General features: G+C 61.5%; 25 protein-coding genes and 1 tRNA gene. 19 read left to right on the top strand and 7 right to left on the bottom strand.

The features are described from left to right. The first annotated feature begins 63 nt into the window (after positions 1-63). The 18 genes from BGO64_RS13115 to galE all read left to right on the top strand — a co-directional run bounded on the left by BGO64_RS13115 (position 64) and on the right by galE (position 16013). A complete protein-coding gene (locus BGO64_RS13115) occupies positions 64-618 on the top strand; it encodes a DUF3157 family protein (protein ID WP_042864298.1) in 555 nt (184 codons plus the stop codon). Between the two features lie 178 nt (positions 619-796). Beyond that, entirely contained in the window at positions 797-1426 is a 630-nt protein-coding gene (locus BGO64_RS13110; protein ID WP_039041374.1) for an outer membrane beta-barrel protein, read from the top strand. A gap of 173 nt (positions 1427-1599) precedes the next feature. After that, positions 1600-2544, top strand: coding sequence for a YbgA family protein (locus BGO64_RS13105; RefSeq protein ID WP_010673317.1), 945 nt, complete (start codon positions 1600-1602; stop codon positions 2542-2544). A 139-nt stretch (positions 2545-2683) separates the two neighbouring features. Then, positions 2684-3571, top strand: coding sequence for a MerR family transcriptional regulator (locus BGO64_RS13100; RefSeq protein WP_042864296.1), 888 nt, complete (start codon positions 2684-2686; stop codon positions 3569-3571). Beyond that, positions 3568-4992 (top strand): deoxyribodipyrimidine photo-lyase, encoded by a 1425-nt coding sequence (gene phrB, locus BGO64_RS13095; RefSeq protein ID WP_286700798.1) that lies wholly within the window; start codon positions 3568-3570, stop codon positions 4990-4992. Before BGO64_RS13100 ends, phrB begins: the two co-directional genes overlap by 4 nt. A gap of 1 nt (position 4993) precedes the next feature. Next, positions 4994-5422: a nuclear transport factor 2 family protein gene (locus BGO64_RS13090; RefSeq protein ID WP_010673320.1), complete on the top strand. Its 429-nt coding sequence runs from the start codon at positions 4994-4996 to the stop codon at positions 5420-5422. Next, positions 5419-6153, top strand: a complete 735-nt coding sequence (locus tag BGO64_RS13085; RefSeq protein WP_286700797.1) for an SDR family NAD(P)-dependent oxidoreductase — start codon at positions 5419-5421, stop codon at positions 6151-6153. Before BGO64_RS13090 ends, BGO64_RS13085 begins: the two co-directional genes overlap by 4 nt. Next, positions 6150-7409: an NAD(P)/FAD-dependent oxidoreductase gene (locus BGO64_RS13080; RefSeq protein WP_286700796.1), complete on the top strand. Its 1260-nt coding sequence runs from the start codon at positions 6150-6152 to the stop codon at positions 7407-7409. Before BGO64_RS13085 ends, BGO64_RS13080 begins: the two co-directional genes overlap by 4 nt. Then, on the top strand, positions 7406-8185 hold the full coding sequence (locus BGO64_RS13075; RefSeq protein WP_042017709.1) for a DUF1365 domain-containing protein: 780 nt from the start codon (positions 7406-7408) through the stop codon (positions 8183-8185). Before BGO64_RS13080 ends, BGO64_RS13075 begins: the two co-directional genes overlap by 4 nt. A gap of 106 nt (positions 8186-8291) precedes the next feature. Next, positions 8292-9548, top strand: coding sequence for an SAM-dependent methyltransferase (locus BGO64_RS13070; protein ID WP_286700795.1), 1257 nt, complete (start codon positions 8292-8294; stop codon positions 9546-9548). A 2-nt stretch (positions 9549-9550) separates the two neighbouring features. After that, positions 9551-10030 carry a DUF2878 domain-containing protein gene (locus tag BGO64_RS13065; protein ID WP_270672239.1) on the top strand — a complete coding sequence of 160 codons (480 nt, stop codon included), beginning with the start codon at positions 9551-9553 and terminating at the stop codon, positions 10028-10030. After that, complete coding sequence (locus BGO64_RS13060; protein WP_010673326.1) at positions 10027-10245, top strand: TIGR02450 family Trp-rich protein; 219 nt, start codon at positions 10027-10029, stop codon at positions 10243-10245. The genes BGO64_RS13065 and BGO64_RS13060 overlap by 4 nt, the downstream gene beginning before the upstream one ends. Next, a complete protein-coding gene (locus BGO64_RS13055) occupies positions 10202-10744 on the top strand; it encodes a chalcone isomerase family protein (RefSeq protein ID WP_286700794.1) in 543 nt (180 codons plus the stop codon). The genes BGO64_RS13060 and BGO64_RS13055 overlap by 44 nt, the downstream gene beginning before the upstream one ends. A gap of 11 nt (positions 10745-10755) precedes the next feature. Further along, a complete protein-coding gene (locus BGO64_RS13050) occupies positions 10756-11298 on the top strand; it encodes a DUF3833 domain-containing protein (RefSeq protein ID WP_080768134.1) in 543 nt (180 codons plus the stop codon). 130 nt (positions 11299-11428) lie between these two features. Continuing rightward, positions 11429-11896: a Dps family protein gene (locus tag BGO64_RS13045; RefSeq protein WP_010673329.1), complete on the top strand. Its 468-nt coding sequence runs from the start codon at positions 11429-11431 to the stop codon at positions 11894-11896. 236 nt (positions 11897-12132) lie between these two features. Beyond that, positions 12133-13782 (top strand): hydroxylamine reductase, encoded by a 1650-nt coding sequence (gene hcp, locus BGO64_RS13040; protein WP_286700803.1) that lies wholly within the window; start codon positions 12133-12135, stop codon positions 13780-13782. 100 nt (positions 13783-13882) lie between these two features. Continuing rightward, entirely contained in the window at positions 13883-14902 is a 1020-nt protein-coding gene (locus tag BGO64_RS13035; RefSeq protein WP_286700793.1) for an FAD-binding oxidoreductase, read from the top strand. An 85-nt stretch (positions 14903-14987) separates the two neighbouring features. Beyond that, positions 14988-16013: a UDP-glucose 4-epimerase GalE gene (gene galE, locus BGO64_RS13030; protein ID WP_286700792.1), complete on the top strand. Its 1026-nt coding sequence runs from the start codon at positions 14988-14990 to the stop codon at positions 16011-16013. 174 nt (positions 16014-16187) lie between these two features. On the opposite strand, the gene BGO64_RS13025 is transcribed toward galE, so the two are convergent. Further along, complete coding sequence (locus BGO64_RS13025) at positions 16188-16937, bottom strand: DsbA family protein (protein WP_039041345.1); 750 nt, start codon at positions 16935-16937, stop codon at positions 16188-16190. Positions 16938-17135: 198 nt separating this feature from the next. Here BGO64_RS13025 and BGO64_RS13020 point away from each other — a divergent pair. Continuing rightward, positions 17136-17223 (top strand) — tRNA-Ser (locus BGO64_RS13020). Positions 17224-17317: 94 nt separating this feature from the next. Here the strand turns inward: BGO64_RS13020 and BGO64_RS13015 are convergent. From BGO64_RS13015 to BGO64_RS12990, 6 genes are all read right to left on the bottom strand, one after another. Further along, positions 17318-18013, bottom strand: a complete 696-nt coding sequence (locus tag BGO64_RS13015) for a family 16 glycosylhydrolase (protein WP_080560416.1) — start codon at positions 18011-18013, stop codon at positions 17318-17320. Positions 18014-18253: 240 nt separating this feature from the next. Then, positions 18254-18565, bottom strand: coding sequence for a PTS lactose/cellobiose transporter subunit IIA (locus BGO64_RS13010; RefSeq protein ID WP_010673336.1), 312 nt, complete (start codon positions 18563-18565; stop codon positions 18254-18256). Between the two features lie 10 nt (positions 18566-18575). Then, on the bottom strand, positions 18576-19955 hold the full coding sequence (gene gmuD / locus BGO64_RS13005; RefSeq protein WP_010673337.1) for a 6-phospho-beta-glucosidase GmuD: 1380 nt from the start codon (positions 19953-19955) through the stop codon (positions 18576-18578). 57 nt (positions 19956-20012) lie between these two features. Then, positions 20013-21365, bottom strand: a complete 1353-nt coding sequence (locus BGO64_RS13000) for a PTS cellobiose transporter subunit IIC (RefSeq protein WP_010673338.1) — start codon at positions 21363-21365, stop codon at positions 20013-20015. A 27-nt stretch (positions 21366-21392) separates the two neighbouring features. Then, positions 21393-21698: a PTS sugar transporter subunit IIB gene (locus BGO64_RS12995; protein ID WP_010673339.1), complete on the bottom strand. Its 306-nt coding sequence runs from the start codon at positions 21696-21698 to the stop codon at positions 21393-21395. 868 nt (positions 21699-22566) lie between these two features. Continuing rightward, on the bottom strand, positions 22567-24882 hold the full coding sequence (locus BGO64_RS12990; protein ID WP_353743885.1) for a glycoside hydrolase family 9 protein: 2316 nt from the start codon (positions 24880-24882) through the stop codon (positions 22567-22569). Positions 24883-25142: the final 260 nt, after the last annotated feature.

The following is a 25142-nucleotide window of genomic DNA, read 5'->3' as shown; positions in this document are numbered from 1 at the left end:
ATAGGCAAGGAGGGCGCGACTCTTTATACTGCCCCCTTCGCATCCTTTATCGAGTGCCTGCCCATGAAACCCCTCTCCCGACTGCTGGTCGCCCTCTGTCTGTGCCCTCTGCTGGCCGAGGCGGCTCCCCTGCACCAGATCACCTTGCCGGATGGTCGCCAGGTGCAACTCAATGACGATTTCACCTGGGAATACCTGCTGGTCAAGCCGGCAGCCACGGTAGCCGGTCAGGCAGTGACGGCGAGTGTCGCGGCCCCGGTGCTGACCGAGCAGGCCATGGCCCATCCCGACTTGCTCTCCCAGGCGACCCGGGACGGCATCACGGTGAAGCTGGACCAGGTGGCGGGGGACGATCCCCTCAGCCTGCAGTTCGTGGTGAGCAACACCGGCAGTCGCAACGTGGTGCGCGTCAACGGCAGCCTGACCCTGTTCAGCGCCGACGGGGTGCAGCTCTCGACCGAGCCCGTGCGCTTCTGGGTCGGGGAGAACCGCCTGCCTGACTCCTACCTGCGCAAGGGGGAGGCTCGCGCCTCCCGGGCCATCGAGCTGGCACGACCCGCCGGCCTCACCGGCAAGCCGCTGGTGCGGGTGCAGATCGACGAGGTGGAGTTCCGCTAGGATGACGGCGGGGGAGCCCTCGCTCCCCCGCAGAGTGTTGCACCGGTAACTGCCAGCAATATCCGCTTACATCTGACATGGTTTGGCAACAGCTTGCTCCTCGGCGTTGCCCCCTTTGCCCGTCACAATGGCTCCATTCCAGTTAGGTCCGCCTAACTCAACCCATGGAGTCAACAAAATGCAAAAGATCGCACTGTCTGTTCTGGTTCTGGCCGGTCTCTCTTCCACCTCCGTCCTGGCGCAAGATGCCTTCAGCTATGCCAAGGGCTCTGCCACCTGGGCCCACACCAAGTCTGACTACATCGGTGGCAAGGATGGGGAGAACCGCGACTTCGGCGGCCTGAGCCTGGATCTCTCCAAGAGCTTCACCAGCAATGTCTATGGCCGGATCGGCAGCGAATACACCTCCCGCAGCAGCGGCAACGACAGCATGGCCATCTCCAGTCTGGGGATGGGTGTCTACACCCCCCTCAGCACCGGCCTGAACCTCTACGGTGAAACCGGCCTGATGGGCTACAGCCTGGAACGGGAGCTGGCCTCCGACGTGAACCATTCCGGTTGGGATACCCTGGCCCGCAAGAAGAGCGGCAGCCTCTACGGAGAAGTGGGCCTGCGCTACGACATCGGCGCCGTCGAGCTCTCCACCGGCTATCGCTACGCCAACATGACCGATGACATGCACGACTTCAAGGCGGGGGCGGCCTACAAGCTGACCCAGAACCTGGCCCTCACCGCCGACTACACCTATCGCAACTGGGATCTGCAAAAAGGCTCCATCTCCAGCCTGGGTGTGAAATACAGCTTCTGATCATCCTTCCTGCAGGGTCTTCACCTTTACCCATGACTTCGGTCATGGGTTTTTTTTATGGGGGCTGATCCGCCCGCCGCCCCCTGGCCGTATCAGTTCGCAATAGTTATACAGCTTCCAATCTTTTGTATAACTGCTATAACTTACTCAAGGCTTATACAAGGGGCTTCATCATGTACAAGATAAAGGTCGGTATCAGTGCCTGTCTGCTCGGTCAGGAAGTGCGCTTCGACGGGGGCCACAAGCGCTCCAGTTTCTGCGAACGGGATCTGGGCGCCCATTTCGACTATCACCCCGTCTGCCCCGAGATGGCCATTGGCCTGGGGGCTCCCCGCGCCGCCATCCGGCTGGTGAAGCGCCAGGGCGAGGTGCGGGCCGAGGCAAGCAACGGCAGCTTCGACGTCACCGACAAGCTGATTGCCTTCAGCGAGCAGAAGGCACGCCAACTCGACTTCCTCTCCGGCTACATCCTCTGCGCCAAGTCCCCCAGCTGCGGCATGGAGCGGGTGCGCATCTATGGCGCCAACAACGAGGGGAGCGCCAAGGAGGGGGTCGGCCTCTTTGCCAAGGCGCTGATGGAGGCCAACCCCCTGCTGCCGGTGGAGGAAGATGGCCGCCTGTGCGACCCCATCCTGCGGGAGAACTTCGTGCTGCGGGTCTTCGCCTACCACGACTGGCAGCAGCTTTGCGCCCGGGGGATCACCGCCTCAGCCCTGATCCGCTTCCATTCACGCTACAAGTACCTGGTGCTCTCCCACGCCACCACCCACTACCGGGCGCTGGGGCGCCTGCTCGCCAACCTTGGCAAGGCCAACTTGCAGGAGGTGGCCGACAGCTACATCCAGGGGTTGATGGCGGCGCTGACCCTGCGGGCCAACCGCCGCAGCCACACCAATGTGCTGATGCACCTGCAGGGCTACTTCAAGCGGGTGCTGACCCCGGCCCAGAAGCAGGAGCTGTGCGACACCATCGACAAGTACCGCACCGGCGTCTTCCCGTTGCTGGTGCCCCTTACCCTGATCCGCCACTACCTGCGCGAGTACCCGAACCCCTATCTCGCCGAGCAGGTGTACCTCAATCCCCATCCCGACACGCTGAAATTGCGTTACGGGCTGTGAAGGTGTGGCTGGATTTGGCCGATCAGGCCTACCTCGACCTTCATCCCGACACGCTCAAGCTGCGCTACGGGCTCTGAACCCTCTGTGCAGGCCCCGGCGGATGACCGGGGCCTCTTCCCAACGTTTGATGGACTCTCTCATGTCTGATGAATCACAAGCAGCCGCGCCTCTCCCCGACGAGGGCGTCTACCCCATTCGCGAGGTCTCCCGCCTCACCGGCGTCAACGCCGTCACCCTGCGCGCCTGGCAGCGCCGCTACGGGCTGGTGCAACCGGCCCGAACCGAGAAGGGCCATCGCCTCTACAGCGAGCAGGATATCCGCCAGATAGGCGAGATCCTGAGCTGGCTGGAGCGGGGGGTGAGCATAGGTCAGGTGAAGGGGCTGCTGAGCGAGCCCCAGAGTGCGCCGGTGAGCGACCACTGGCAGCAGACCCTGGAGCAGTTCAGCCAGGCGCTGCTCGCCTTCAACCAGCGCAAGGCGGAGGCCGAGCTTGGCGATCTGCTGGCGAGCTACCCCTTCGAGCTGGTGCGCAGCCGGGTGCTGCAGCCCCTGGTGGAGCGGCTGCTGGGGCTGTGGCGCGAGCGCCCCGATGGCGAGCTGCTGCAACAGGTGTGGCTCGGCTGGCTGCATACCCGCTTCGCCCGCCACCTCATCGAGCAGGAGAAGGGCGTGCCCGTCACCCTGGCAAGCTGGGGGCAGGTGGGGCCGCTGGATCTGGTCTGGGCTGCGTATGAGCTCATCGGTCAGGGATATGAGGTGCAACTGCTGGGGGCGGTGGAGCCCCGCCATGCCACCCTGCTGGAGGGGCGCGCCACCCCCCCCTGGCTGATCCTGCTGGGGGCCGGGCTCGGCAAGCAGGACCAGGCCGCCGAATGGCCTGCGGGTACCCGCTTCTTTGGCGAGCTGGGACGCCTCTACGATGAGCCGTGGCGGCGTGCCCGCAACTGGCACGCCACCCTGGCAGAGGTCAGTGCGACGCCCCGCACTGCCAAGGCGAAGGGCAAGGGCGGGAGAACACCGTCATGAGGCTGGTCTGGTTTCGCAACGATCTGCGTCTGGCCGACAACCCGGCCCTGCGCCACGCCTGCGCCGGAGATGAACCGGTCGCCGCACTCTTCATCGTCTCGCCGACCCAGTGGCAGGCGCACAAGCTGGCCCCGGTCCGCCAGCGCTTCATGCTGGCACAGGTGGATGCCATGGGCCGCGAGCTGGCGGCCCTCGGCATTCCGCTTCATCTGCTGCGGGTCGAGACCTTTGCCGAGGTGCCGACGGCGCTGACGGCGCTCTGCCGGGAGCTCGGGGTGAGCCAGCTCTACGCCAACCAGGCCATCGAGATTGACGAGCTGCGCCGCGACCACGCTGTCAGCGCCGCGCTGGGGGAGCAGGGCCTGACCAGCCACTGGTTCAACGGCTGCTGCGTGCTGCCGCCCGGTCGGGTGCTGACCGGGTCGGGGGAGATGTTCAAGGTCTTCACCCCCTTCAGCCGCGCCTGGCTCAAGGCTCTCGAGGAGGATGGCTTCGTCATTCACCGTGCCCCCGCACCACGCGGCGAGCCGTTGCCGTGGCTGCCCCTGGCCGAGCGGGAGTGGGTGGACGACGGGCTGGGGGAGCTGACGGCGGACACCCGCTGGCCGGTGGGGGAGGCCGAGGCGAGCCGCCGGTTGCACGCTTTTCTGGATCAGGCGGTGCTCGATTACGGCGAGACCCGGGACTTTCCGGCGCTGGCGGGCACCTCCGTGCTCTCCCCCTATCTGGCGGCGGGCATCATCAGTGCCCGCCAGTGCGTGGGGGCGCTGCAGCAGCGTCTCGGCTACCGGCCCCAGTCGAAGGCCCAACCCGGTTTCGTCTGGCTCAACGAGCTCATCTGGCGCGAGTTCTACCGCCACTTGCTGGTGCTGATCCCGAGCCTCTCCATGAACCGCCCCTTCAAGCCGGAGACGGCGGCCCTGCCGTGGAGCTGGGATCCGGATGCCTTCGCCGCCTGGTGCGAGGGGCGCACCGGCTACCCCGTGGTCGATGCGGCCATGCGTTGCCTCAACGCCACCGGCTGGATGCACAACCGGCTGCGAATGATAGTGGCGAGCTTCCTCACCAAGGATCTCCACATCCACTGGCGGCTTGGGGAGGACTACTTCATGAGTCGGCTCATCGACGGGGATCTGGCGGCCAACAATGGCGGCTGGCAGTGGGCGGCGGGGACCGGGGCCGATGCGGCGCCCTATTTCCGGGTCTTCAACCCCACCACCCAGGGGCAACGATTTGATCCACAAGGGGAGTTCATTCGTACCTGGGTCACTGAGCTGGCGGATGTGCCTGCTGCCTATCTCCACGAGCCCCACGACTGGTTGCGGCTCAAGGGGCGGCAGAATTATCCGGCCCCCATGGTGGATCATGCCGTTGCACGGGTGAGTGCCATCGAGATGTTCCGCGAACTGGAGAAAAACTAGCATGAATGACGCGCTGGCCCGCTTTGTCATCCTCTACCTGCAATTGGACAAGCATCAGTTGCACCGCTTGCCGGAGGTCTATGCCGATGAGGTGCTCTTCATCGATCCTGCGCACCGGATAGAGGGGCTGGCCGCGCTCACCCGCTACTTTTCCTCCCTTTATGAGCGCCTTGCCCAGTGCAGCTTCGAGATAACGAGTCAGCAGCAGTCGGGCAACGAAGCCTGGCTCGCCTGGGTCATGACCTTCTCCCACCCCAGGATTGCCGGTGGCCGGGCTGTCAGGGTCGAGGGTGCCACCCGGCTGACGTTCGACTCCTGGGGCAAGGTGTGCCTGCACCGGGACTACTTCGATCTCGGGGCCATGCTCTACGAGCAGTTGCCGCTGCTGGGGCCCGTGGTACGTGCCATCAAGGGGAGGCTGGGGACATGAGCGGCCGGGTGCTGATCACCGGGGCCACCTCGGGCATCGGCCGCCAGCTGGCGCTGGATTATCGGCGCGTCGGCTGGCAGGTGTGGGGTTGTGGCCGGGACGAGGTGCGCTTGCAGGCACTGGCCGACCTGGGGATCACCCCTTTGCGATTTGATGCGCGCGACAGCGCCGCCATGGCCGGGGTGGCCGCGAGTCTGCCCGCCCTCGACCTGCTCATTCTCAATGCGGGCAACTGTGAATACATGGATCCGGCAGAAGGCTTTGACGGCGCCCTGTTTGCCCGGGTCATCGAGACCAACCTCATTGCCACCGGCAACGCCCTGGCCGCCTTGCTGCCGCGGCTGGGGGCGGGTGGACGGCTTGCCATCGTCAGCTCCTCGGTGAGCTGGCTGCCCCTGCCACGGGCGGAGGCCTATGGCGCCTCCAAGGCGGCCCTCGATTATCTGGCGGATACGTTGCGCCTGGATCTGGCCAGCAAGGGCATCGGGGTGACCCTGATCCGCCCGGGCTTCGTGCAGACGCCGCTCACCGACAAGAATGATTTTCCCATGCCCTGCCTGGTGACGGTGGAAGAGGCTTCCCGCGCCATCATGACGGGGCTTGCCGCCGGTCGCCACCAGATCCACTTTCCCCGTCGCTTCATTTGGCTGCTGCGCCTGCTCGGCGCCCTGCCGACAGGGCTCTGGCTGCGCCTTGGCCGCACACTCGTTTCGAAAGGACGCCCTTCATGAAGAAAAAGATCGCCATCGTCGGCTCCGGTATCTCCGGTCTCACCGCCGGTTTTCTGCTCCACAAGCTGCATGACATCACCCTGTTCGAGGCGGCGCCGACCCTGGGAGGCCACACCGCCACCGTGGAGGTGGAACAGGCTGGGCGCCACTATGCCATCGACACCGGCTTCATCGTCTTCAATGACCGCACCTATCCCAACTTCCTCAAATTGCTGGAGCGCATCGGGGTGGGGCGCCAACCCGCCGAGATGAGCTTCTCGGTCAAGAGTCCCGAGGGGATGGAGTACAACGGTCACAACCTCGATACCCTGTTCGCCCGGCGCCGCAATCTGCTGAGCCCGCGCTTCTATCGCTTCGTCGCCGAGATCCTGCGCTTCAACCGGGAGGCGCGGGCCTGGCTGGCCGCGCATCGCCAGCGGGAGCTGACCCCCGAGCTGACCCTGGGGGACTTCCTGCAGGCGGGGAAATTCAGCGACTATTTCGCCCGCCACTACATCCTGCCCATGGGAGCGGCCATCTGGTCCTCCACCCTGGCGGACATGCGTGCCTTCCCCTTGAGCTTCTTCCTGCGGTTTTTCGCCAACCACGGGCTGCTGGAGGTGGCGAACCGGCCCCAGTGGTATGTGATCCCGGGAGGCTCGCGAGAGTACATAGGGCCGCTCACGGCGGGCTGGCAGTCGCGCATCCGCCTTGCTACCCCGGTGGAGGCGGTGCGCCGGGTGGCGGATGGCGTCGTGGTCACCAGCCAGGGGCAGGAGGCCCATTTTGACGAGGTGATCTTCGCCTGTCACAGCGATCAGGCCCTGGCCCTGCTGGCGGATGCGAGCGACGGAGAGAGGGCCATCCTCGGGAACATGCCCTATCAGGCCAACGACGTCTGGCTGCACACCGACGCCTCTTGTCTGCCGATGCGCCGCAAGGCGTGGGCGAGCTGGAACTACCAGCTCGGTGAGGATGACGGGGCGCGCCCCCTGGTGAGCTACAACATGAACATCCTGCAGGGGGTAAGCTCCTCCGCGCCCTTCTGCGTCAGCCTCAATCCCCGTGGACGGGTGGACGAGAGCAAGGTGTTGCGCCGTTTCGTCTATCATCATCCGGTATTCAATCAGGGCTCCATCGCCGCCCAGCAGCGACGGGGCGAGATCTGTGGCCATCAGCATACCCACTTCTGCGGGGCTTACTGGTACAACGGTTTTCACGAGGACGGGGTGCGCAGCGCCCTGGACGTGGCCAGACGCTTCGGGGCCGAGCTATGAGCGGCGCCGCGGCCTTGACGCAGGGGGACGAGGGAATGGGGGAGGGGATCAGCGCCATCTGGCAAGGCTCGGTGCGCCATCGCCGCTTCGCCCCCAGGGCCCACGCTTTTTCATACAGCCTCTTCATGCTGGGGCTGGATCTGGACGAACTGCCCGGGCTTGAGCAGGGGCGCTGGTTTGCCGTGGAGCGGGCCGGACTGCTCTCGTTTCGCCGCGAGGACTATCTGCGGGGCAGCGAAGGGCCCCTCAAGCAGGCGGTCTGGGACAAGGTGGCGGCCCTTGGGGGGGATGCGGAGCCCGGCGGGCGGGTGCTGCTCCTTGGCAACGTGCGCTGCCTCGGGTTTTATTTCAGCCCGGTCAATTTCTACTTCTGCGATCGGGCGGGGGAGACCCGCTACCTGCTGGCGGAGGTCTCCAATACCCCCTGGAACGAGCGCCACTACTACCTGCTGGATCTGGCGGCGCTCTCCCCCCATGACAAGGATTTTCATGTCTCCCCCTTCATGGGGCTGGGGATGCGCTACCACTGGCGCATCCGGGCGCCGAAAGAGGAGGCGCTGATCCATATCGAGAGCCACCCCGTATCCGGTGAGAGCAAGCTGTTTGACGCCACCCTGGCCCTGCGCCGCGCGCCGCTGTCGCGCAAGGGGCTGGCGGCGCTGCTGGCTCGCTGGCCCTGGATGACCCTGAAGGTGCTGCTCGGGATCTACTGGCAGGCCCTGCGCCTTTTTATCAAACGCACCCCCGTCTTCACCCATCCGGAGAGCCGCCCGTGACGCTGACACACCCGTTTAATTCCGCTTCCTGGTGTTGTCAGCAGCCCATGGTGCGGGTTCATCCCAACCGAACGACCCCACTCTTGACCCATTCGGAGAGCCGCTAATGGAACTTGCTCAATCAACCCTCTCTGCCTCTTTCATCGACAAGGGGGCCAAGCAACTGCTGCTCAAATTGCTGGCGCGCCTTGAGCAGGGCCAGCTGGTGCTCCACGACGGCAGCGAGTGCCACCGTTTCGGCAAGGCGGGCAGCGACCTGCATGCCGAGCTGGTGGTGCAGGATCCGGTGTTTTATCGCCGCCTGCTGCTGGGGGGCAGTATCGCCGCAGGAGAGACCTGGGTGGAGGGTCTCTGGACCAGCCCGGATCCGGTGGCGCTGGTGCGCTTGCTGGCCCGCAATCTGCTGTTGCTCGACGCCCTGGAACGGCGCCTCGGCTGGCTCAGTTTCCCGTTCAACAAGGTGCGCCACTGGTTCAATCGCAATACCCTGACCGGTTCGCGCGCCAACATCGCCGCCCACTATGACCTTGGCAACACCCTCTATCAGGGCTTTCTCGACGATCACATGCAGTATTCGAGCGCCATCTATCCCCACCCGGACGCCACCCTGGAGGAGGGGCAGCAGGCCAAGCTGCGCACCATCTGTGAGCGGCTTGAGCTGGGGCCGGACGACCACCTGCTGGAGATAGGCACCGGCTGGGGCGGTCTCGCCGTCTATGCGGCCCGTCACTACGGCTGCCGGGTCACCACCACTACCATCTCCCGGGCCCAGCACGACTATGCCAAGGCGTGGATCGAGCGGGAGGGGCTGGGGGATCGCATCACCTTGCTGCTGGAGGATTACCGCAAGCTGGAGGGACGCTATGACAAGCTGGTCTCCATCGAGATGATCGAGGCGGTGGGGCACGCCTTCCTGCCCGACTATTTCCGCCAGTTGTCGCGCCTGCTCAAGCCCGGCGGACGCCTGCTGATCCAGGCCATCACCATCGCCGATCAGCGCCACGCCCAGTATCTGCGCGGGGTGGACTTCATCCAGCGCTACATCTTCCCGGGAGGCTGCCTGCCCTGCGTCTCCCAGATGGCGGGTCTGCTGGCGCGGGAGACCGACATGCAGCTGGTACGGCTGCACGATCACGGCCACCACTATGCCCGTACCCTGGCCCACTGGTGCGAACGCTTCCTGGCGCTGGCCCCGGAGCTGCCCAAGCTCGGTTACAGCCAGGATTTCATCCGGCTCTGGCACTTCTACTTCGCCTACTGTGAAGGGGGGTTCTGGGAGCGGGCCATCAGCCTGGTGCAACTGGAGGCTGCCAAGCCGGGGCCCCATGGCTGGTCCGGGGACTTGCCGGCAAGCGGTCGCTGATCATGTGGCAGTGGGCCCACCTGCTGGGATTCAACCTCTACTGGTTGCTGGCGGTGACATGGCAGCAACCGGGCCCGCTGCTCGGGATGCTGCTGCTCCATTTCATCTTCTCCCCCCGCCGCGGGCAGGACTGGCGCCTCATCCCGGTCGCCCTGGCAGGCTGCCTGCTCGACATCCTGCTCTGGCGCCTCGGCCTGTTTCACTTTCCGTCCGGTTTTCCGCTCTGGCTGTTGCTGCTCTGGTGCGGTTTCTCCCTGACCCTCTCCCACGGCCTTCGCTGGCTTCGCCCCTTGCCGCGCTGGCAACAGGGGCTGTTCGGCATGGTGGGGGGCGCCTCCTCCTATATGGCGGGGGCCGCCATGGGGGCAGTAAACTTACCCTGGGGCATCTGGACAAGCGCAGTGCTGCTGGCGGTGATCTGGATGTGGTGGTTACCCGTACTCCTGTGGGTAACGGTCAAGCTGGAGGGTGAGACGAGATGAACACCTTTTCGACCGACACCTTGTTGTTTTCCAAGTGGACCAGGGATGGCCAGTGCGAGCTGGCCGAGCGTTTCTACCTGGTGGTGGCCTGCCAGCGCGATGCCCAGGGGCATCTGGCGAGCGTGGTGATGCAGGATATCAACACCCTGCAGGAACAGGAGATGGACTGGCATGAACTGGAGGATCCCGCCCGTTGGCACATGGGGTGGAACTAGCCTGCTGCTGGCGGCCTTGAGCCTGCCACTGTTTGCGACCGCCCAGAGCGTTGCCGCCCCCTGGCAGGGGCTGCGCACCGTGGGACAGGGGGAGATGCGCTGGCTCTGGTTCAAGCTCTATGACGCCACCTTCTACAGCGAGAGCGGCCGCTATCAGCCGGGGCGCTACCCGCAGGCCCTCAGCATTACCTACGCGAGGGCCATCGAGCGCCAGGATTTGCTGGAGGCGACCGCCGCCGAGTGGCAGCGGCTCGGCCTTGGCAGCGAGAGTGAGCGCCAACGCTGGCTGGCTCGACTGGCCACGCTCTGGCCGGATGTCGCCCCCGGCGACAAGCTGGTTTTTTATGTGGACGAGCAGGGAGCGGGCCACTTCTGGTTGCGAGATCGCCTCCTTGGCTCTCTCGATGATCCCGCCTTCGCCCCCGCGTTTCTTGCCATCTGGCTGACTGACGACAGCCGGGATCCCGCCCTGACACGCCGCCTGCGCGGCCAATCCTGATGGAGTATTCCATGAAGTTCTCTTCCTGGTGGCGTCTTGCCTGGTTGCTACCCCTGCTGTGGCTCTCTGGTTGCGGCGCGGGTCTTGACGATTATCGCGGCTCCCGGCCGGGTTGGGATCTCGCCCGTTTCTTCAATGGCAAGCTGGTGGCCCACGGCCTGGTGACGGACCGCAGCGGCGAAGTGACCAGTCGCTTTCGGGTCGAGATGCAGGGGCACTGGCGAGAGGGCAAGGGAGAGCTGTTCGAGCAGTTTTACTTCGATGATGGCCGTCGGCAGACCCGCACCTGGTTTTTGAGCAAGGGAGCGGATGGCCACTGGCGCGGCACGGCTTCAGACGTGGTGGGGGAGGCGGTAGGCAAGACAGAGGGCTTTGCCCTCAACTGGCGTTATCAACTCGATCTGGCTCTGCCGGATGAGAGCGTGGTGAGGGTGAGCTTTGATGACTGGATGTATCTGCTGGACGACGATCGCCTGATCAACCGCGCGAAGATCAGCAAGTTCGGCATTCATCTCGGCGAGGTGATCCTCTATATCGAACGGCTTGAGCAATGAAAGCCGGTGCATTTTTTGCCGACGATAGCCATTGGCTATGGATCGGCAAGGCACAGACGATTGTCCTTTGAGTCTGCTTCTGGATAAGCTGTCTCCGTTCCCGATAATGCTTACCACCTGGAGGTGAATCATGAAGAGCCCCATTGGTCTTGATACCGTTCAATCACAAGCCCTGGCCGCCGAGCTCAACAAGCTGCTGGCCAGCTACCAGATCCTCTACATGAACGTCCGTGGCTTCCACTGGAACATCCGCGGCAACCAGTTCTTCGAGCTGCACCTGAAATTCGAAGAGATCTACAACGACCTGCTGCTGAAAGTCGATGCCCTGGCCGAACGCATTCTGACCCTGGATGGTGTGCCCTTGCACAGCTTCAGCGACTACATCCAGGTGTCTGCCATCCCCGAGCAGAAGGGGCTGCATGACGGTCGTGCCTGCGTGGAATCCCTGCTGGCGAGCTTCCGCGAACTGCTGGTCGCCCAGCGTCGCATCCTGGGTCAGGCCGCCGATGCCGGTGATGAAGGGACTGCGTCCATCCTCTCCGACTATGTGCAGCAGCAGGAGAAACTGGTCTGGATGCTGCGCGCCTATCTGGCCTGATGAATCTGGGGCCGGCTGCCCATGCTCCGGCCCGTATCATTGCCCCTGTTGTTGCAAACCCGAGTTGTCTCTCCTTGATTTCCCACCCGCTTGCCGCCCGATTTGGGCGGCTTTTTTCTATTTGATCTGCATCAATGAAATGTTAATTGGTAAATTGAATGCCTATTAAGTTTTCCAGGAGGGGAATAGAATCGCCACAAAACAGATAACTGAAATGTCCAATTAGGAGAGACATGATGTTTTGTGTGCAATGTGAACAGACAATTCGTACCCCGGCAGGCAACGGCTGCGCCTATGCACAAGGCATGTGCGGCAAGACGGCTGAAACTTCTGATCTGCAGGATGTGCTGATCTATACCCTGCAAGGGCTCAGCGCCTGGGCCCTGGCGGCCCGCGAGCACGGCATCGTCGACAGCGAAATAGACGCTTTCGTGCCCAAGGCGTTCTTTGCCACCCTCACCAACGTCAACTTCGACTCCGCTCGCATCGTCGCCTACGTCAACCAGGCGCTGGCCTATCGCCAGCAACTGGCCGCCAAGCTGGCACCGCTGGCGGTACAGGCCGATGCACTGCCCGCTGCCGCCCGCTTCGAGCCGGGTGCCGATCTGCTGGCCCAGCTTGCCCAAGCGCCGCAGACCGCGGTCAACCGGGGCAAGAACGAGGTCAACGAAGACATCATGGGGCTGCGCCTGCTCTGCCTCTACGGCCTCAAGGGCGCCGCCGCCTACATGGAACACGCCCGGGTGCTGGATCAGCAGGATGCCGGGGTCGCCGCCGAATTCCATCGCATCATGAGCTGGCTCGGCACGGATCCCTGCGATCTGGATCCCCTGTTCAAGTGCGCCATGGAGATCGGCCTGCTGAACTTCAAGATCATGGAGATGCTGGATCTCGGTGAAACCACCGCCTTCGGCCACCCCGAGCCGACCCAGGTACGCGTCACTCCGGTACCGGGCAAGTGCATTCTGGTCTCCGGTCACGACATGGTGGATCTTAAGCTCATCCTGGAGCAGACCCGGGGCACTGGCATCAAGGTCTACACCCACGGCGAGATGCTGCCGGCCCTGGCCTACCCCTTCTTCAAGCAGTACCCGCACCTGGTGGGCAACTACGGCTCTGCCTGGCAGAACCAGCAGAAGGAGTTTGCCAACTTCCCGGGCGCCGTGGTGATGACCTCCAACTGCATCATCGACCCGAACGTGGGCAACTACTCGGATCGCATCTTCACTCGCTCCATCGTCGGCTGGCCGGGCGTGACTCATCTGGAAGGGGAAGATTTCTCTGCCGTTATCGCCAAGGCACAAGCGCTGGAAGGCTTCAAGCACGTTGAGCTCGAGCACTTCATCACCATCGGTTTTGCCCGCAACGCCCTGATGCAGGCCGCTCCCGCAGTGATCGACAAGGTCAAGGCTGGCGAAATCAGCCACTTCTTCCTGGTGGGGGGATGTGACGGTGACCGTGCCGAGCGCGCCTACTACACCGAGTTTGCCAAGGCGATCCCGCAGGACAGCCTGCTGCTGACCCTGGGCTGCGGCAAGTACAAGTTCAACAAGCTCGATTTCGGCGATATCGGCGGCATTCCGCGCCTGCTGGACGTGGGTCAGTGCAATGATGCCTACTCCGCCATCCAGCTGGCCCTGGCGCTCGCCGACGCGTTCGAGTGCGGCGTCAACGATCTGCCCCTGACCCTGGTGCTCTCCTGGTTCGAGCAAAAAGCCATCGTCATTTTGCTCACCCTGCTGGCGCTCGGTGTGAAGGACATCCGCACCGGCCCGACCGCCCCGGCCTTCCTCACCCCGGCCCTGCTCAAGGTGCTGGAGGAGCAGTTCGGCCTGAAAGGAACCACCACGGCAGACGCGGATCTCGCCGAGATCCTGGCGGCCTGAGCAAAGATACAGCCTTACACGCTCAGCATGTTGTAAGCCTTTGGCGAGCCTGATGGCTCGCCTTTTTTCAACGCTATTTCCGAGCAAGAGGAGCCTTGCGATGACCTCCACCTCTTTGAGCCTGCGCTGTATAGCCCGCCGGGCAGAGACCCACGACGTGGCGAGCTGGCAATTTGAACCCCTGGCTGGCGACCTGCCCTCCGTGCTGGCCGGCCAGTGCGTCACCCTGCACACGATGATTGACGGCCAGCCCCACTGCCGCGCCTACACCCTCTCCTCCAGCCCGCAGGATCCTTTCTGGCAGGTCACCATCAAGGATGTGGGGCTGGTCTCTCACCATCTGCACCAGAGCTTGCAAGTGGGGGACGAGATCCGGGTAGACGGCCCCTTCGGCGATTTCCACCTGACCGCGCTCCCCTGCGAGCGGCCGCTGCTGCTCAGCGCCGGCTCCGGCATAACCCCCATGTGGGCCATGCTGCGCGACAAGCTGGCCAAACGGCCGGATGCAGACATTCGCTTTATTCACAGCGCCAGAACCCCCGGGGATGTGATCTTCGCAAGGGAACTGGCTTCGCTGGCCGAGGCTCATGCCGGTGTGCGCCATGCTTTAGTGCTGGAGAAAGTAGGGGAAGAGGCGCCAACGGCTCATCCCTGGGTTGGCCGGCTCACACCGGGGATGCTCAAGGAATTGGCGCCGGATCTCTTGAGCCGCCATGTCTATCTGTGCGGGCCTGCCCCCTACATGACCGCAGTCTGCACCATGCTGGCGGAGCTGGGACTGCCGGCAGCGCAGTTGCACCAGGAGTCGTTCGGCCTGCCTGCTGTTACATCGGGCGCGGCGCCAGTTGCGGCCGATAGCGACCACTTCTGGCTGACCCTCAAAAAGAGCGGCAAGAAAGTGAAGATACTGCCGGGTCAGACCCTGCTGGCGGCACTGGAGGGGGCGGGGGAGACCATGATGGCCGCTTGCCGCGCCGGGGTGTGCGGCGCCTGTCGCTGCACCACGGAAGGCGAAATCGAGCGACAGAGCGTGATGACCCTGAGCGCGCAGGACCTCGAGCACGGGGTGGCGCTGGCCTGTTCCTGCACCGCCAGAGGGGATGTGAGCCTGGAGTATTGACGGGCGTCATTGGTATCCCGAGCTTTTCCCGGGCGGGTCGTGCGGGTAGACTCAACCCCAGTTTCAGCAAAGTACGGGATAAAAAATGACAATTCTGGTGACGGGGGGAGCCGGTTACATCGGTTCCCACACCCTGGTCGAGCTGCTTAGTACCGGGCAGCAGGTCGTAGTACTGGACAACCTCTCCAACGCCTCCCCCGAGTCTCTCAAGCGGGTCGAGCGGATCACCGGCAAGCCGGTCACCTTCGTGGAAGGGGACATTCTGGACAGAGCCTGCCTGCAACGGCTGTTTGCCGAACACAGGATAGCATCCGTGATCCACTTCGCCGGCCTCAAGGCGGTGGGGGAATCCGGCCAGATCCCGCTCACCTACTATCAGAACAACGTGACCGGCACCCTGGTGCTGTGCGAAGAGATGGCCAGGGCCGGCGTGTTCCGGCTGGTGTTCAGCTCCTCGGCCACCGTCTATGGGGATCCGGCCTCGGTCCCCCTGCGGGAAGATTTTCCCACCAGCGCCACCAACCCCTATGGCCGCTCCAAGCTGATGGTCGAAGAGATCCTGCGTGACCTCTCCAAATCCGATCCTCGCTGGGCCATTGTGTTGCTGCGCTACTTCAACCCGGTGGGGGCTCACGAGAGCGGCCTCATCGGTGAAGATCCCAACGGCATCCCCAACAACCTGCTGCCTTACATCAGTCAGGTCGGCGTGGGCAAGCTCAAGGAGCTGGGGGTCTTTGGCAACGACTATCCGACCCCGGACGGCACCGGGGTGCGCGACTATATCCACGTGGTGGATCTCGCCATCGGTCACCTCAAAGCGTTGGCCCGCATCAAGAGTGATACCGGCGTCTTCACCTATAACCTCGGCACCGGTCAGGGCTATTCCGTGTTGGAGATGGTCAAGGCGTTCGAGGCAGCCAGTGGCCGTGCCATTCCCTACCAGATCAAGCCCCGTCGCCCCGGCGACATTGCCGAGTGCTGGGCTGAACCGGCCCTGGCCCGTGACGAGCTGGGCTGGCAGGCCGAGCGGGGTCTGGAGCAGATGATGATCGATACCTGGCGCTGGCAAAGCCAGAACCCGAACGGTTATGGCCCTGCTGCGAAGCCGTGATCAAGGGTCATGGGCTGCTCGGGAACCTCATTTATTCATATAGACTCGGGTCCCAGCGCTGCTCTTCGCCTTGCTGACAGCGTCTCGCGACGGCCCATCAGGCCTGATGGTTTGCAGCCTGAACAGCAAAACGCCCCGGCATGCCGGGGCGTTTTTTCATGAACAACGCGCGGGTTACTGAATGCTCTTGCCGGCGCGGACATCCTTGATGATGGCCTTGAGGCTGGCCAGATCCCGCGGTGCGCCGCGCAGGATCTGATCGCCGATGATGAAGGCTGGGGTGCCGGAAATGGCCATGGCTTCGGCCAGCGCCCGGTTGGTACCCAGATTCTGATCGATGCTGCCGTCCTTGATCTTCGCCTCGACCTTGCTCCAGTCCACGCCGGCGGCTCTGGCGACGTCTTTCACCTGGGCTTCGTCGGAGAGGGGTCCCTGATGGGCGTACAGCTTGTCGTGGAAGGCCTGGTATTTGTCGGGCTGGCCGAGCTTCACCGCCAGCGCCGCGCGGGCGGCGTAGTAGGAGGTTTCGCTCAGGATGGGGAACTGCTTGTAGATGTAGCGGATCTCCTTGTCCTCAGAGAGCAGTTGCTGAATGAGGGGATGAGCGCGCTTGCAGTAGCCGCAGTTGTAGTCGAAGAACTCCACCACCGTCAGGCTGCCCTTGGGATTGCCGCTCTCGGGATCCTGGTTGGCGAAGAGCTGCTTGGCATGGGCTTCTATCAGCGTCTTGTCGTTCTCGGCCTGCTGGCTCTCCTGCTTGGCACGCAGGGCGTTGGACATCTCGACCAGGATCTCCGGATTCTTGACCAGATAGTCGCGCACGATCTGCTCGACATCGCTCTTGGTCAGCTCGCTCGCCTGCACGGGCGCCGCAAGCAGGGTCGCGCCGGTCAGGGCGGCGAACAGGGCATGTTTGATTCTCATAAGTCCATCTTGCTGGGGATGTGGTAGTGGCCCCTATAGTGGGTGAGTCTGTTTTCAAGTCAAGCCATCCGCTTGAAAAAGCACGGTTTGCAGCGGTTTTGCCGGTTTTGTGCGCCAGATAGCCCAATAAATGGGCAAACAAACGGAGTGGGGATTTACAAGGGCTGGGGGCATGGGTAATATGCGTCGCACTGCTGCGGAGGGGTGGCAGAGCGGCTGAATGCACCGGTCTTGAAAACCGGCGATGGGCGACCATCCGTGGGTTCAAATCCCACCTCCTCCGCCATCTATATAGCCCAACTGATTTATTCAGTTGGGCTTTTTTGTGTCTTCGGTTTTGGGTATGCCGCCGTGTGCCCGGATTTAGTTGACCATCGCGATCACTCCCAGGGCGTCACATTGGCGTACTTGTATTTGGCGTAGACGGGCTGGCCGTTGTAGGAACTGGGCGGGAAGCTCGGGTTGGCGCTGATCCAGTTATTCACAAACGTCTGCATCCAGCTGGTGACGGGGCGGCTCTCGCGGCGCACGCTCACCCATTTGTTCTGGGTGCGGCTGAAGACCTGCCAGGTGACTCCCGCCTCGTCGATGTTGAAGGCGTAGCGCTCCATGTTCCAGATGGAGATACCGTACTTGCCCAGGTCGATGTCCTGGGGATACTGACGCCCCTGGATCCAGACGTTGGTATGGAGCAGGTTGGTGCCCCCCATCAGCTCGATGTCGACTTCATAGTGAGAGCTGGTGCCTGCATCTCCGGTATAGGTAAAGAAGGAGCTGATGGTGCCGGGCACCGATCCTGCCTGCATCTGCACCTCATAACGACCCTTGCGGGTGTAGTTGTAGGTTCGCAGCTCAGCACAGCTCTTGTTCCCTTTGTCGGATTTCGCATGGAGGATGGCCGTGCCGGACTCCATCCAGACGTTGGCGGCGCGCCAGGTGCAGTCGAATTCTGACCCGCCATTGCGCCAACCATCAGAGACCTGCCAATCCTGATTGCTCCACCACCATGCCGATGCCTGAGTGGAATATAATCCTCCCGCCATCAGCAATACTGACATCAGTCCAAGTTTACGCATATTATCCACATTCCTGTGTGTTTATTAATGAGTGTTTTATTGATGACTACAAGCAGCATCAGAATAGCCATAAACAGATATTGAAACTTATACTGGTATCGCGTCATGACAGTTTCATATTTTTGAAATTGCCTGAGAAAGGTATGAAATACATGACGGCTGGCTGGTATAACCAGAATAAAAAAAGCCACCGTATATAACGGTGGCAAAAGCACGGACTCCCGATCCGATGAGTTAAAGTCAGCTGGCTTGGCGGCGATAGATCTCGACCAGTTCGGTGGCCAGTTCGCGGCACAGAATGGAGGTCATCAGGTGATCCTGGGCATGTACCATGACCAGTGTCATCTTGGTCTTGCCTTCGCCCTCATCGGCTTCAATCAGTTTGGTTTGTACGGCATGGGCAGCCTTCCCCGCGTCGGTGGCCTGGAGCAGCAAGGCATCCGCTTCGCTGAACTGGCCAGCACGAGCCTGACGCAGGGCTTCGAAACAGAGACTGCGAGATTGGCCGGCATTGACGATGATGCCCATGACTGCTTCTTCAAGATCCATCATTTATGACTCCTTAAAATCCATTATTACGAGAGACGTTGGCGAACCATTCACCACTTTTCTTGACGGTGCGCTGCTGGCTTTCCAAATCAAGGCTGATGAATCCATAACGGTTCTTGTAGGCATTCATCCAGGACCAGTTGTCAATAAAGGTCCACAGGTGATAACCACGGCAATTACTTCCTTCGGCAATGGCGGTATGAATCCACTGGAGGTGGCCGCGAATGAAGTCGATACGATAATCGTCTTTTACCTGACCATCTTCACCAATGAATCTGTGCTCCCCTTCGACACCCATACCATTTTCGGAGATATAGCTTGGGATATTTCCATAGTTATCTCGCAGGTTGATCAATATGTCATAAATACCGCGCTCATATATTTCCCAGCCGCGATAAGGGTTCATTTTGCGGCCTGGCATCTCGTAATTCTCGAAGAACCAGTCAGGCAGGAAAGGGGAGTCCGGGTTGATGGCCGTCATGCGTGCCTTCACTCGCCGCGGCTGGTAGTAGTTGATGCCGAGCAGATCGATCTTGCCGGCGGCCAGCAGTTCGCAGTCGCCGCTTTGCACCACGGGCATCTGATCGTGCTCGCGCAGGATATCGATCAGCTCCTGGGGATAAACCCCCTTCACCGCAGGATCGAGGAAGGCACGGTTGAAGAACAGGTCGGCAATGAACGAGGCCTTCAAGTCTGCCGGGTTTGAAGAGCGCGGATAGGAGGGGGTCAGGTTCAGGACGATGCCGATCTGGCCGGGCAGGGAGAGTGTGCGATAACGCTTCACCGCCAGACTGTGGGCCAGCATCATGTGATAGGCCACCTGGGCTGCCCGTTTGAAGTCCATCTGGTTCGGGTAATGGAAGTCATACAGATACCCTCCTTCCACTACTACAACGGGTTCATTGAAGGTCATCCAGCAGGCGACGCGATCACCGAACAGTTTGAAGCAGAGCGCTGCGTACTCGGCATAAGCCGCCACGGTTTCGCGGCTCTCCCAGCCCCCCTGCTCCTGCCAGTACATCGGCATGTCGAAGTGGAACAGGCCGATGAAGGGTTTGATCCCCTTGGCCAGCAGCTCATCGATAACCTTGTTGTAGAAGTCGACGGCCTCCTGGTTGACGGTGTGGCCATCCGGCAGCAACCGGGCCCAGGAGATGGATGTGCGGAAGCTGTTGTGGCCAATCTGTTCCATCAATGCGATGTCTTCACGATAACGATCGTAGAAGGTGGAGGTGTTGGCCGGGCCAACCTGACCATGGAAACGGTGTGGCTCCGTCTCGAACCAGTGATCCCAGATGGTTGGTGCCTTGCCGCCCACATTGGCAGCCCCTTCCGATTGTGCGGCCGACGAGGCGCTACCCCACCAGAAGCCTTCGGGGAATGTATATTGCATTGCAGTTTCCTCTTGATGACCGGCGTGCAGGCGGAGTGGCGCCCGCACGCCTGGCGCTTACGCCTGACTCTGAATCGGTGTGATTGTGTCTGCTTTTTCTGATCTGGCAGCTTCTTCCGCTTCAGCCGTCTCGGCTTCCTGCTTGAGCAGGGTGCGTTCGTAAGCCCGCACGAAGGGGTAATACATCAGGGCGGAGATCCCCATGCAGATGAAGCACATGATGACCGGACTGAAGGCCCAGTTGGTCGCCCAGGAGGCGCCGATGGGGGCCGGCGTGGTCCATGCGGTCAGCATCACGACCTTCTCAACCAGACCCAGATCCACCGCGAACCAGGCCAGGATGGCGTTGATCACCGGCACCAGGATGAAGGGCAGGAAGAAGACCGGGTTCATGATGATGGGAGCACCAAACAGGATCGGCTCGTTGATGTTGAAGAACCCGGGGACCACGCCCATTCGCCCTATGGTGCGCAGGTGCACGGCGCGGCTGCGCATCAGCAGGAATGCCAGTGGCAAGGTGGAGCCCACGCCGCCGATAAAGAGGAAATGATCCCAGAAACCGGGCAGGAAGGTGTGGGGAATGGCTTGGCCGGCGGCCAATGCGGCCTGGTTGCTGGCCAGGTTTGCCATCCAGAAGGGGTTCATGATGCCGGTGACGATCATGGTGCCGTGGATGCCGGCAAACCAGAGGATCTGGCACAACAGCACAGCCAGCAAGACGGCAGGCAGGCTGTCGGAAGCCGCCACCAGCGGTTTGAGCATGGACATGATCGCCTCGGGCAGGATCATGCCAGTGGTTTCCTGCAGCAGCATGTTGAAGGGGTGCAGGGTCAGGATAATCGCCAGGACCGGGATCAGCACCTCGAAGGAGCGCGCCACTCCCATCGGCACCTGCTCGGGCAGACGGATGGTGATGTTGTTGCGCTTGAGCCAGGCGTAGACCTCGGTCGAATAGATGGCACAAATGAGTGCGGTAAAGATGCCCTGACCTGAGAAATACTGGGTGGAGATGGTGCCGTCTTTGTATTGGGCCGCCACCAGCATGAACGACATCAGCGACAGCAGGCCCGTGGTGATGGGGTCCAGGGAGTACTGCTTGGCCAGGCTGGATGCGACGCCCACCGAGATGAAGACTGTCATCAGCCCCATGCTCATGTTGAAGGGCAACATGAGTTCGGCACGATAGGTGTTGGAAAAATCGAGCCAGGCTCTGGCAAAGCCCCAGGTGGTTTCGCTGGAGATGGGTGGGAAGATGAAGACCAGCATGAAGCTGCCGACGATCATGAACGGCAGCGCGGCAATAAAACCGTCACGGATGGCCAGAACATAGCGTTGCTGGCCCAGTTTTCCTGCCAATGGGCCGATCCGTTGTTCGATCAACTTGACCAGCATCCCATAGAGTGAACTCATAGTGTGTGTCCTTCCTTGTGAGCACGCTTAACCAATCAGGGACAGGGCGTAGTCCAGCACCTTGTCGCCGCGCTGCATGCCGTAATCCATCATGTCGATAGGTTGTACCTTGATGCCGTGAGCCGCCGCCTTGGCTTGCAACTCCGGTTGCATGTACTTGATCTGCGGTCCCAGCAAGACCACCTGGTAATGGGGCATCTGGTCATCGAACTCCGATGCGCCAAAAGCCTTGATCTCGGCAGCCAGGCCCCGTTTTTCGGCTTCTACCAGCATTTTTTTCACCAGCAGGCTGGTGGACATCCCGGCAGAGCAGCACAACATGATTTTTTTCATGATCATTCCTCAGTTATTAAGCTGGGCTCACTATAGATCGATGCAACAATGTGGGAAATCGATTTCACGAATCGGGTTTTGTAATTGTGATCTCGATCACTTGATGGATATCTGGTATAAGGTTGAAAAAATAAAATATCGTTATTTATCAGTTAATTGTAATTGTTTTTATAATGTGGTTTGCGCCATGTTTATTCGACTTGGTATTTTGAAATATCGATTTCAAATCTGTCGTGGTTTTCATGCTGCCCCTGCCCCTGCCCCTGCCCCTGCCCCTGCCCCTGCCCCCTGCATGATGCAGGGGGCGCTTTCTGCATGGTGCCGATCCGGCGCCCATGCCAGCAATCCTGGATAACCGAGCCCATCGCCGTGCTCCTTCACCCCCTGGTGGCAGGGGGTCATGGTGGCGGCTAAGGGGCTCTGTACAGTGTCTTGCTCAGATGGCGGGCTCAGCCTGGGGTTGCCTTGTGGTTCTCGCTGAGGGTCACGAAACCCGATTCAGGAGCCGGGTATCCTGCTTTCCCGCCTTCTTCGCGCGGGGGGCACTGTAGAAGAGGCTGGGAGCAGGTGATGCCCAGATGGCGTCAGCAAATCTGATGGCAAATGAGGGATCAAGTGGATGCGCAAATAAGGTGGCCAAGAGACGGACATGTAAAAGGCAGGGTTGCGAAGGTGCGGTCAGATGCAATGAAATGATCGATAAGAGAGGGTTCTGCTGCCGTCAGCCTCTGAATGATGACGGAAAAGGGAAAAGGGAAAAGGGAAACGTAAAGCGGAGGGTGGCGACCGGTGCGGGAGCTGTCCTGGGCAAGGTCGGCAGGGGAGTAAAACAATGCTCCGTCACGGGGACGGAGCATTGGAAGGGTGATCAGCGGGTCAATCCACCTTCATCCAGTACGCTGACCGTCCAGAAGAAGGGGGCATTCCAGTTGACGGTGACCTCGTTCAGCGTCCAGGCACCAATCTCATCTTTCCAGCAGGTCTGGCCGGTACACTTGCCCTTGAGGGTGGAGGCAACGGGATCGCTGAAGTTGATGGAGTTCGGTCCGCCCGAGAGTACACCTGGCGGAACCAGGGGAGACGCGGGGTCGATGGGGTGAGCCCAGAACCTGTGGTGCGGATTCTTCAGCGGACGGCTGCCGTAGCCCGACACATAGGACTGGTCGAGGGGGTTGCGGCCGAGCACATAGTCCATGGCATCGGACATGGCCTGCAGGTATTTGCGCTCTCCCGTGAAGTCATGGGCCAACCCGAGGAAGATGCTGCGGTTCATCAGGTTGGAGTTGGAGCCCCAGGGGTATTCGGTCGCCTGATAGGGGATAAGGTAACCCTCCGTCACCACGCTCTTCTGGTAGCCGTCAGCTGCGGCGATGATAGCGGCGCGCGCCTTCTCCACTTCCTGTTTGCCCAGTTTGTTAGGCACCATGGCCAGCGTGATGGTCCCTGCGCTGCTTAGATCCTGCCAGTAGAGATCACCGCTTGCGCTACGATCCCCCTTGGGGGCGGCCAGATAGAGAGGGGACTGCTGGACGGCCTGCTTGTACTCGGCTTTGCCGGTGGTGGCAAACAGCTCGGCGGCAGCCCAGTAGAATTCGTCCTTCAGGTTGGTGTCATCATAGGGACCGGATCCCACAAAGTTGTCATAGGCATAGACGTCCGGATGGCGGTTGGCCGCCTTCCAGGCTCGTTCCGCTGCCTGCAGGCTGCGCTGTGCGAAGGCCGGATCCAGATCCTTCCATACGCGAGCGGACTGGGCGGCGGTGGCCGCCAGGTTCAGAGTCGCAGCCGTGCTGGGGTGGCTCAGGAAACGGGGTTGTGGATCCTTGTGGGGCGGGAGCGGCATCCCGGTCCAGGCTTCGTCGGCGACCTTGTGGAAGACCATGCCGGAGGCATCGATCTCGGTCAGTTTCAGGCTGTCGAGCTGCTTGGACTGATCGCCTACCGGCACCCAGGCCTTCTTGCCTTCGGGCACCTGCATGGCGAGGAAGAACTCCATCATCCAGCGGGACTCGTCCAGCAGATCGTTGTAGCCGTTGTGCTGTTCCGGGATCTTGACCTTGCCGTCGGCAAAGGCGCTCTTGTCACCCTCTTTCGCCAGCTGCTCCCGTTCATAAAGGTTCATCAAGGTCCATACCGAGATCCCCCCGTTGACCACGTACTTGCCCTGATCGCCAGCGTCGTACCAGCCGCCGGTCACATCCAGCGTGAAGTCACAGCCAGGCCACTGGTTGCCCTTGGCGTCCTGCTTGTTGAAGCAGGTTACGTTCTCGGGCTTGTGTCCTGCCGGGCGAGCAAGGTCGGGGCGCTGGACATATTTGGCTTCGATGTCGATGCCGCTACGCTGCTGATAGAAGAAGGAGAGGGCATCGAATTTCATGGTGTGATAGATGTCATCGCCGATGCTGAATGGATGACTCTTCTGGCCGGCGACCTCCAGTACCAGGCCTGTGCCCGGGGTGGTGACCTGACTGAAGTCGGCAATCTGCACGTTCTCGCCGGATGCGGCATTCAGGCCAAAGGGCGTGGTCTTGCCTTCCGCGATGGTCTCACCCTGGGCATTGCGCAGGGTCCAGGGGAGCGAGTCCTTGCTGTCGGTGGCGATGGTCGCCCGTTTCAGAGCCTTGCTCAGATAGCCGACCTGGTTGACGCGCACGCTGCCCAGCTCCGATTTCTTGATCAAGGAGGGGCCCGATAGCGTGGCTTCACCGATACAGACAGTGGTCGGTGTCTGGGTGCCCATCTGAAGTTGGAACTGGGTCTTCTCGTCAGTGGCAGAAGGTGTGAACTGGATATCGAACGGTTTGGGCGTGCTGCCGAGGGCGAGGTCCTGCACCATGTAGTTGGTGTAGGGGGCGCCATCATGCTGGATCAGGGCCTTGACGTTGATGTCGCTCTTGGCCATGGCAGTGAAATGGAGTTTGTAGGTTTGCCCCTGCACCAGGCCGAGATTGGACTGACCCAGGATGACATCCCAAGGATTGGAGCCCGACTCGGTGAAGGTGATACAGCCCATCTGGTTCTCGGCGTTCAGGGTCCCCCCGGCCGTCCACCATCCATCGGTTCCCTGGAAGCCCCCATTGGTCAGCAATTCACCCACAGGCCCGGCAGATGCCGAGGAGGTACCTGAACCAGATGCCCCTGCGCTGGGCAGGGAGCAGCCATGCAAGCCAATGACGCAAGACATGGCAAGCGTCAGGGCACTAAGCCGAGATGTTTTCATTGTTACCCCTTTGATCACAGACGGAAATAATGGCGTCGATTTTCGCACTCACGCAGAAAATGACCGAGTCATCCTGCGGCCCGCATTTCACTGTCAAGATTCACACACAATTCCTGATTGGAAATCGATTTCACGATTCAGGTAACAGTAAATTTTTTGGCAGATCAAGTTTGCTTTTATGAAATGTGATGGAGACGGCAAATTTTCGTTTATTGATATATTCA

The sequence above is a fragment of the Aeromonas sp. 62-46 genome (assembly GCF_001898585.1).
GTDB classification, from domain to species: Bacteria; Pseudomonadota; Gammaproteobacteria; order Enterobacterales; family Aeromonadaceae; genus Aeromonas; species Aeromonas caviae.
The sequence above is the reverse complement of the archived record's forward strand: the minus strand, read 5'-3'. Positions and strand labels throughout refer to the sequence as shown.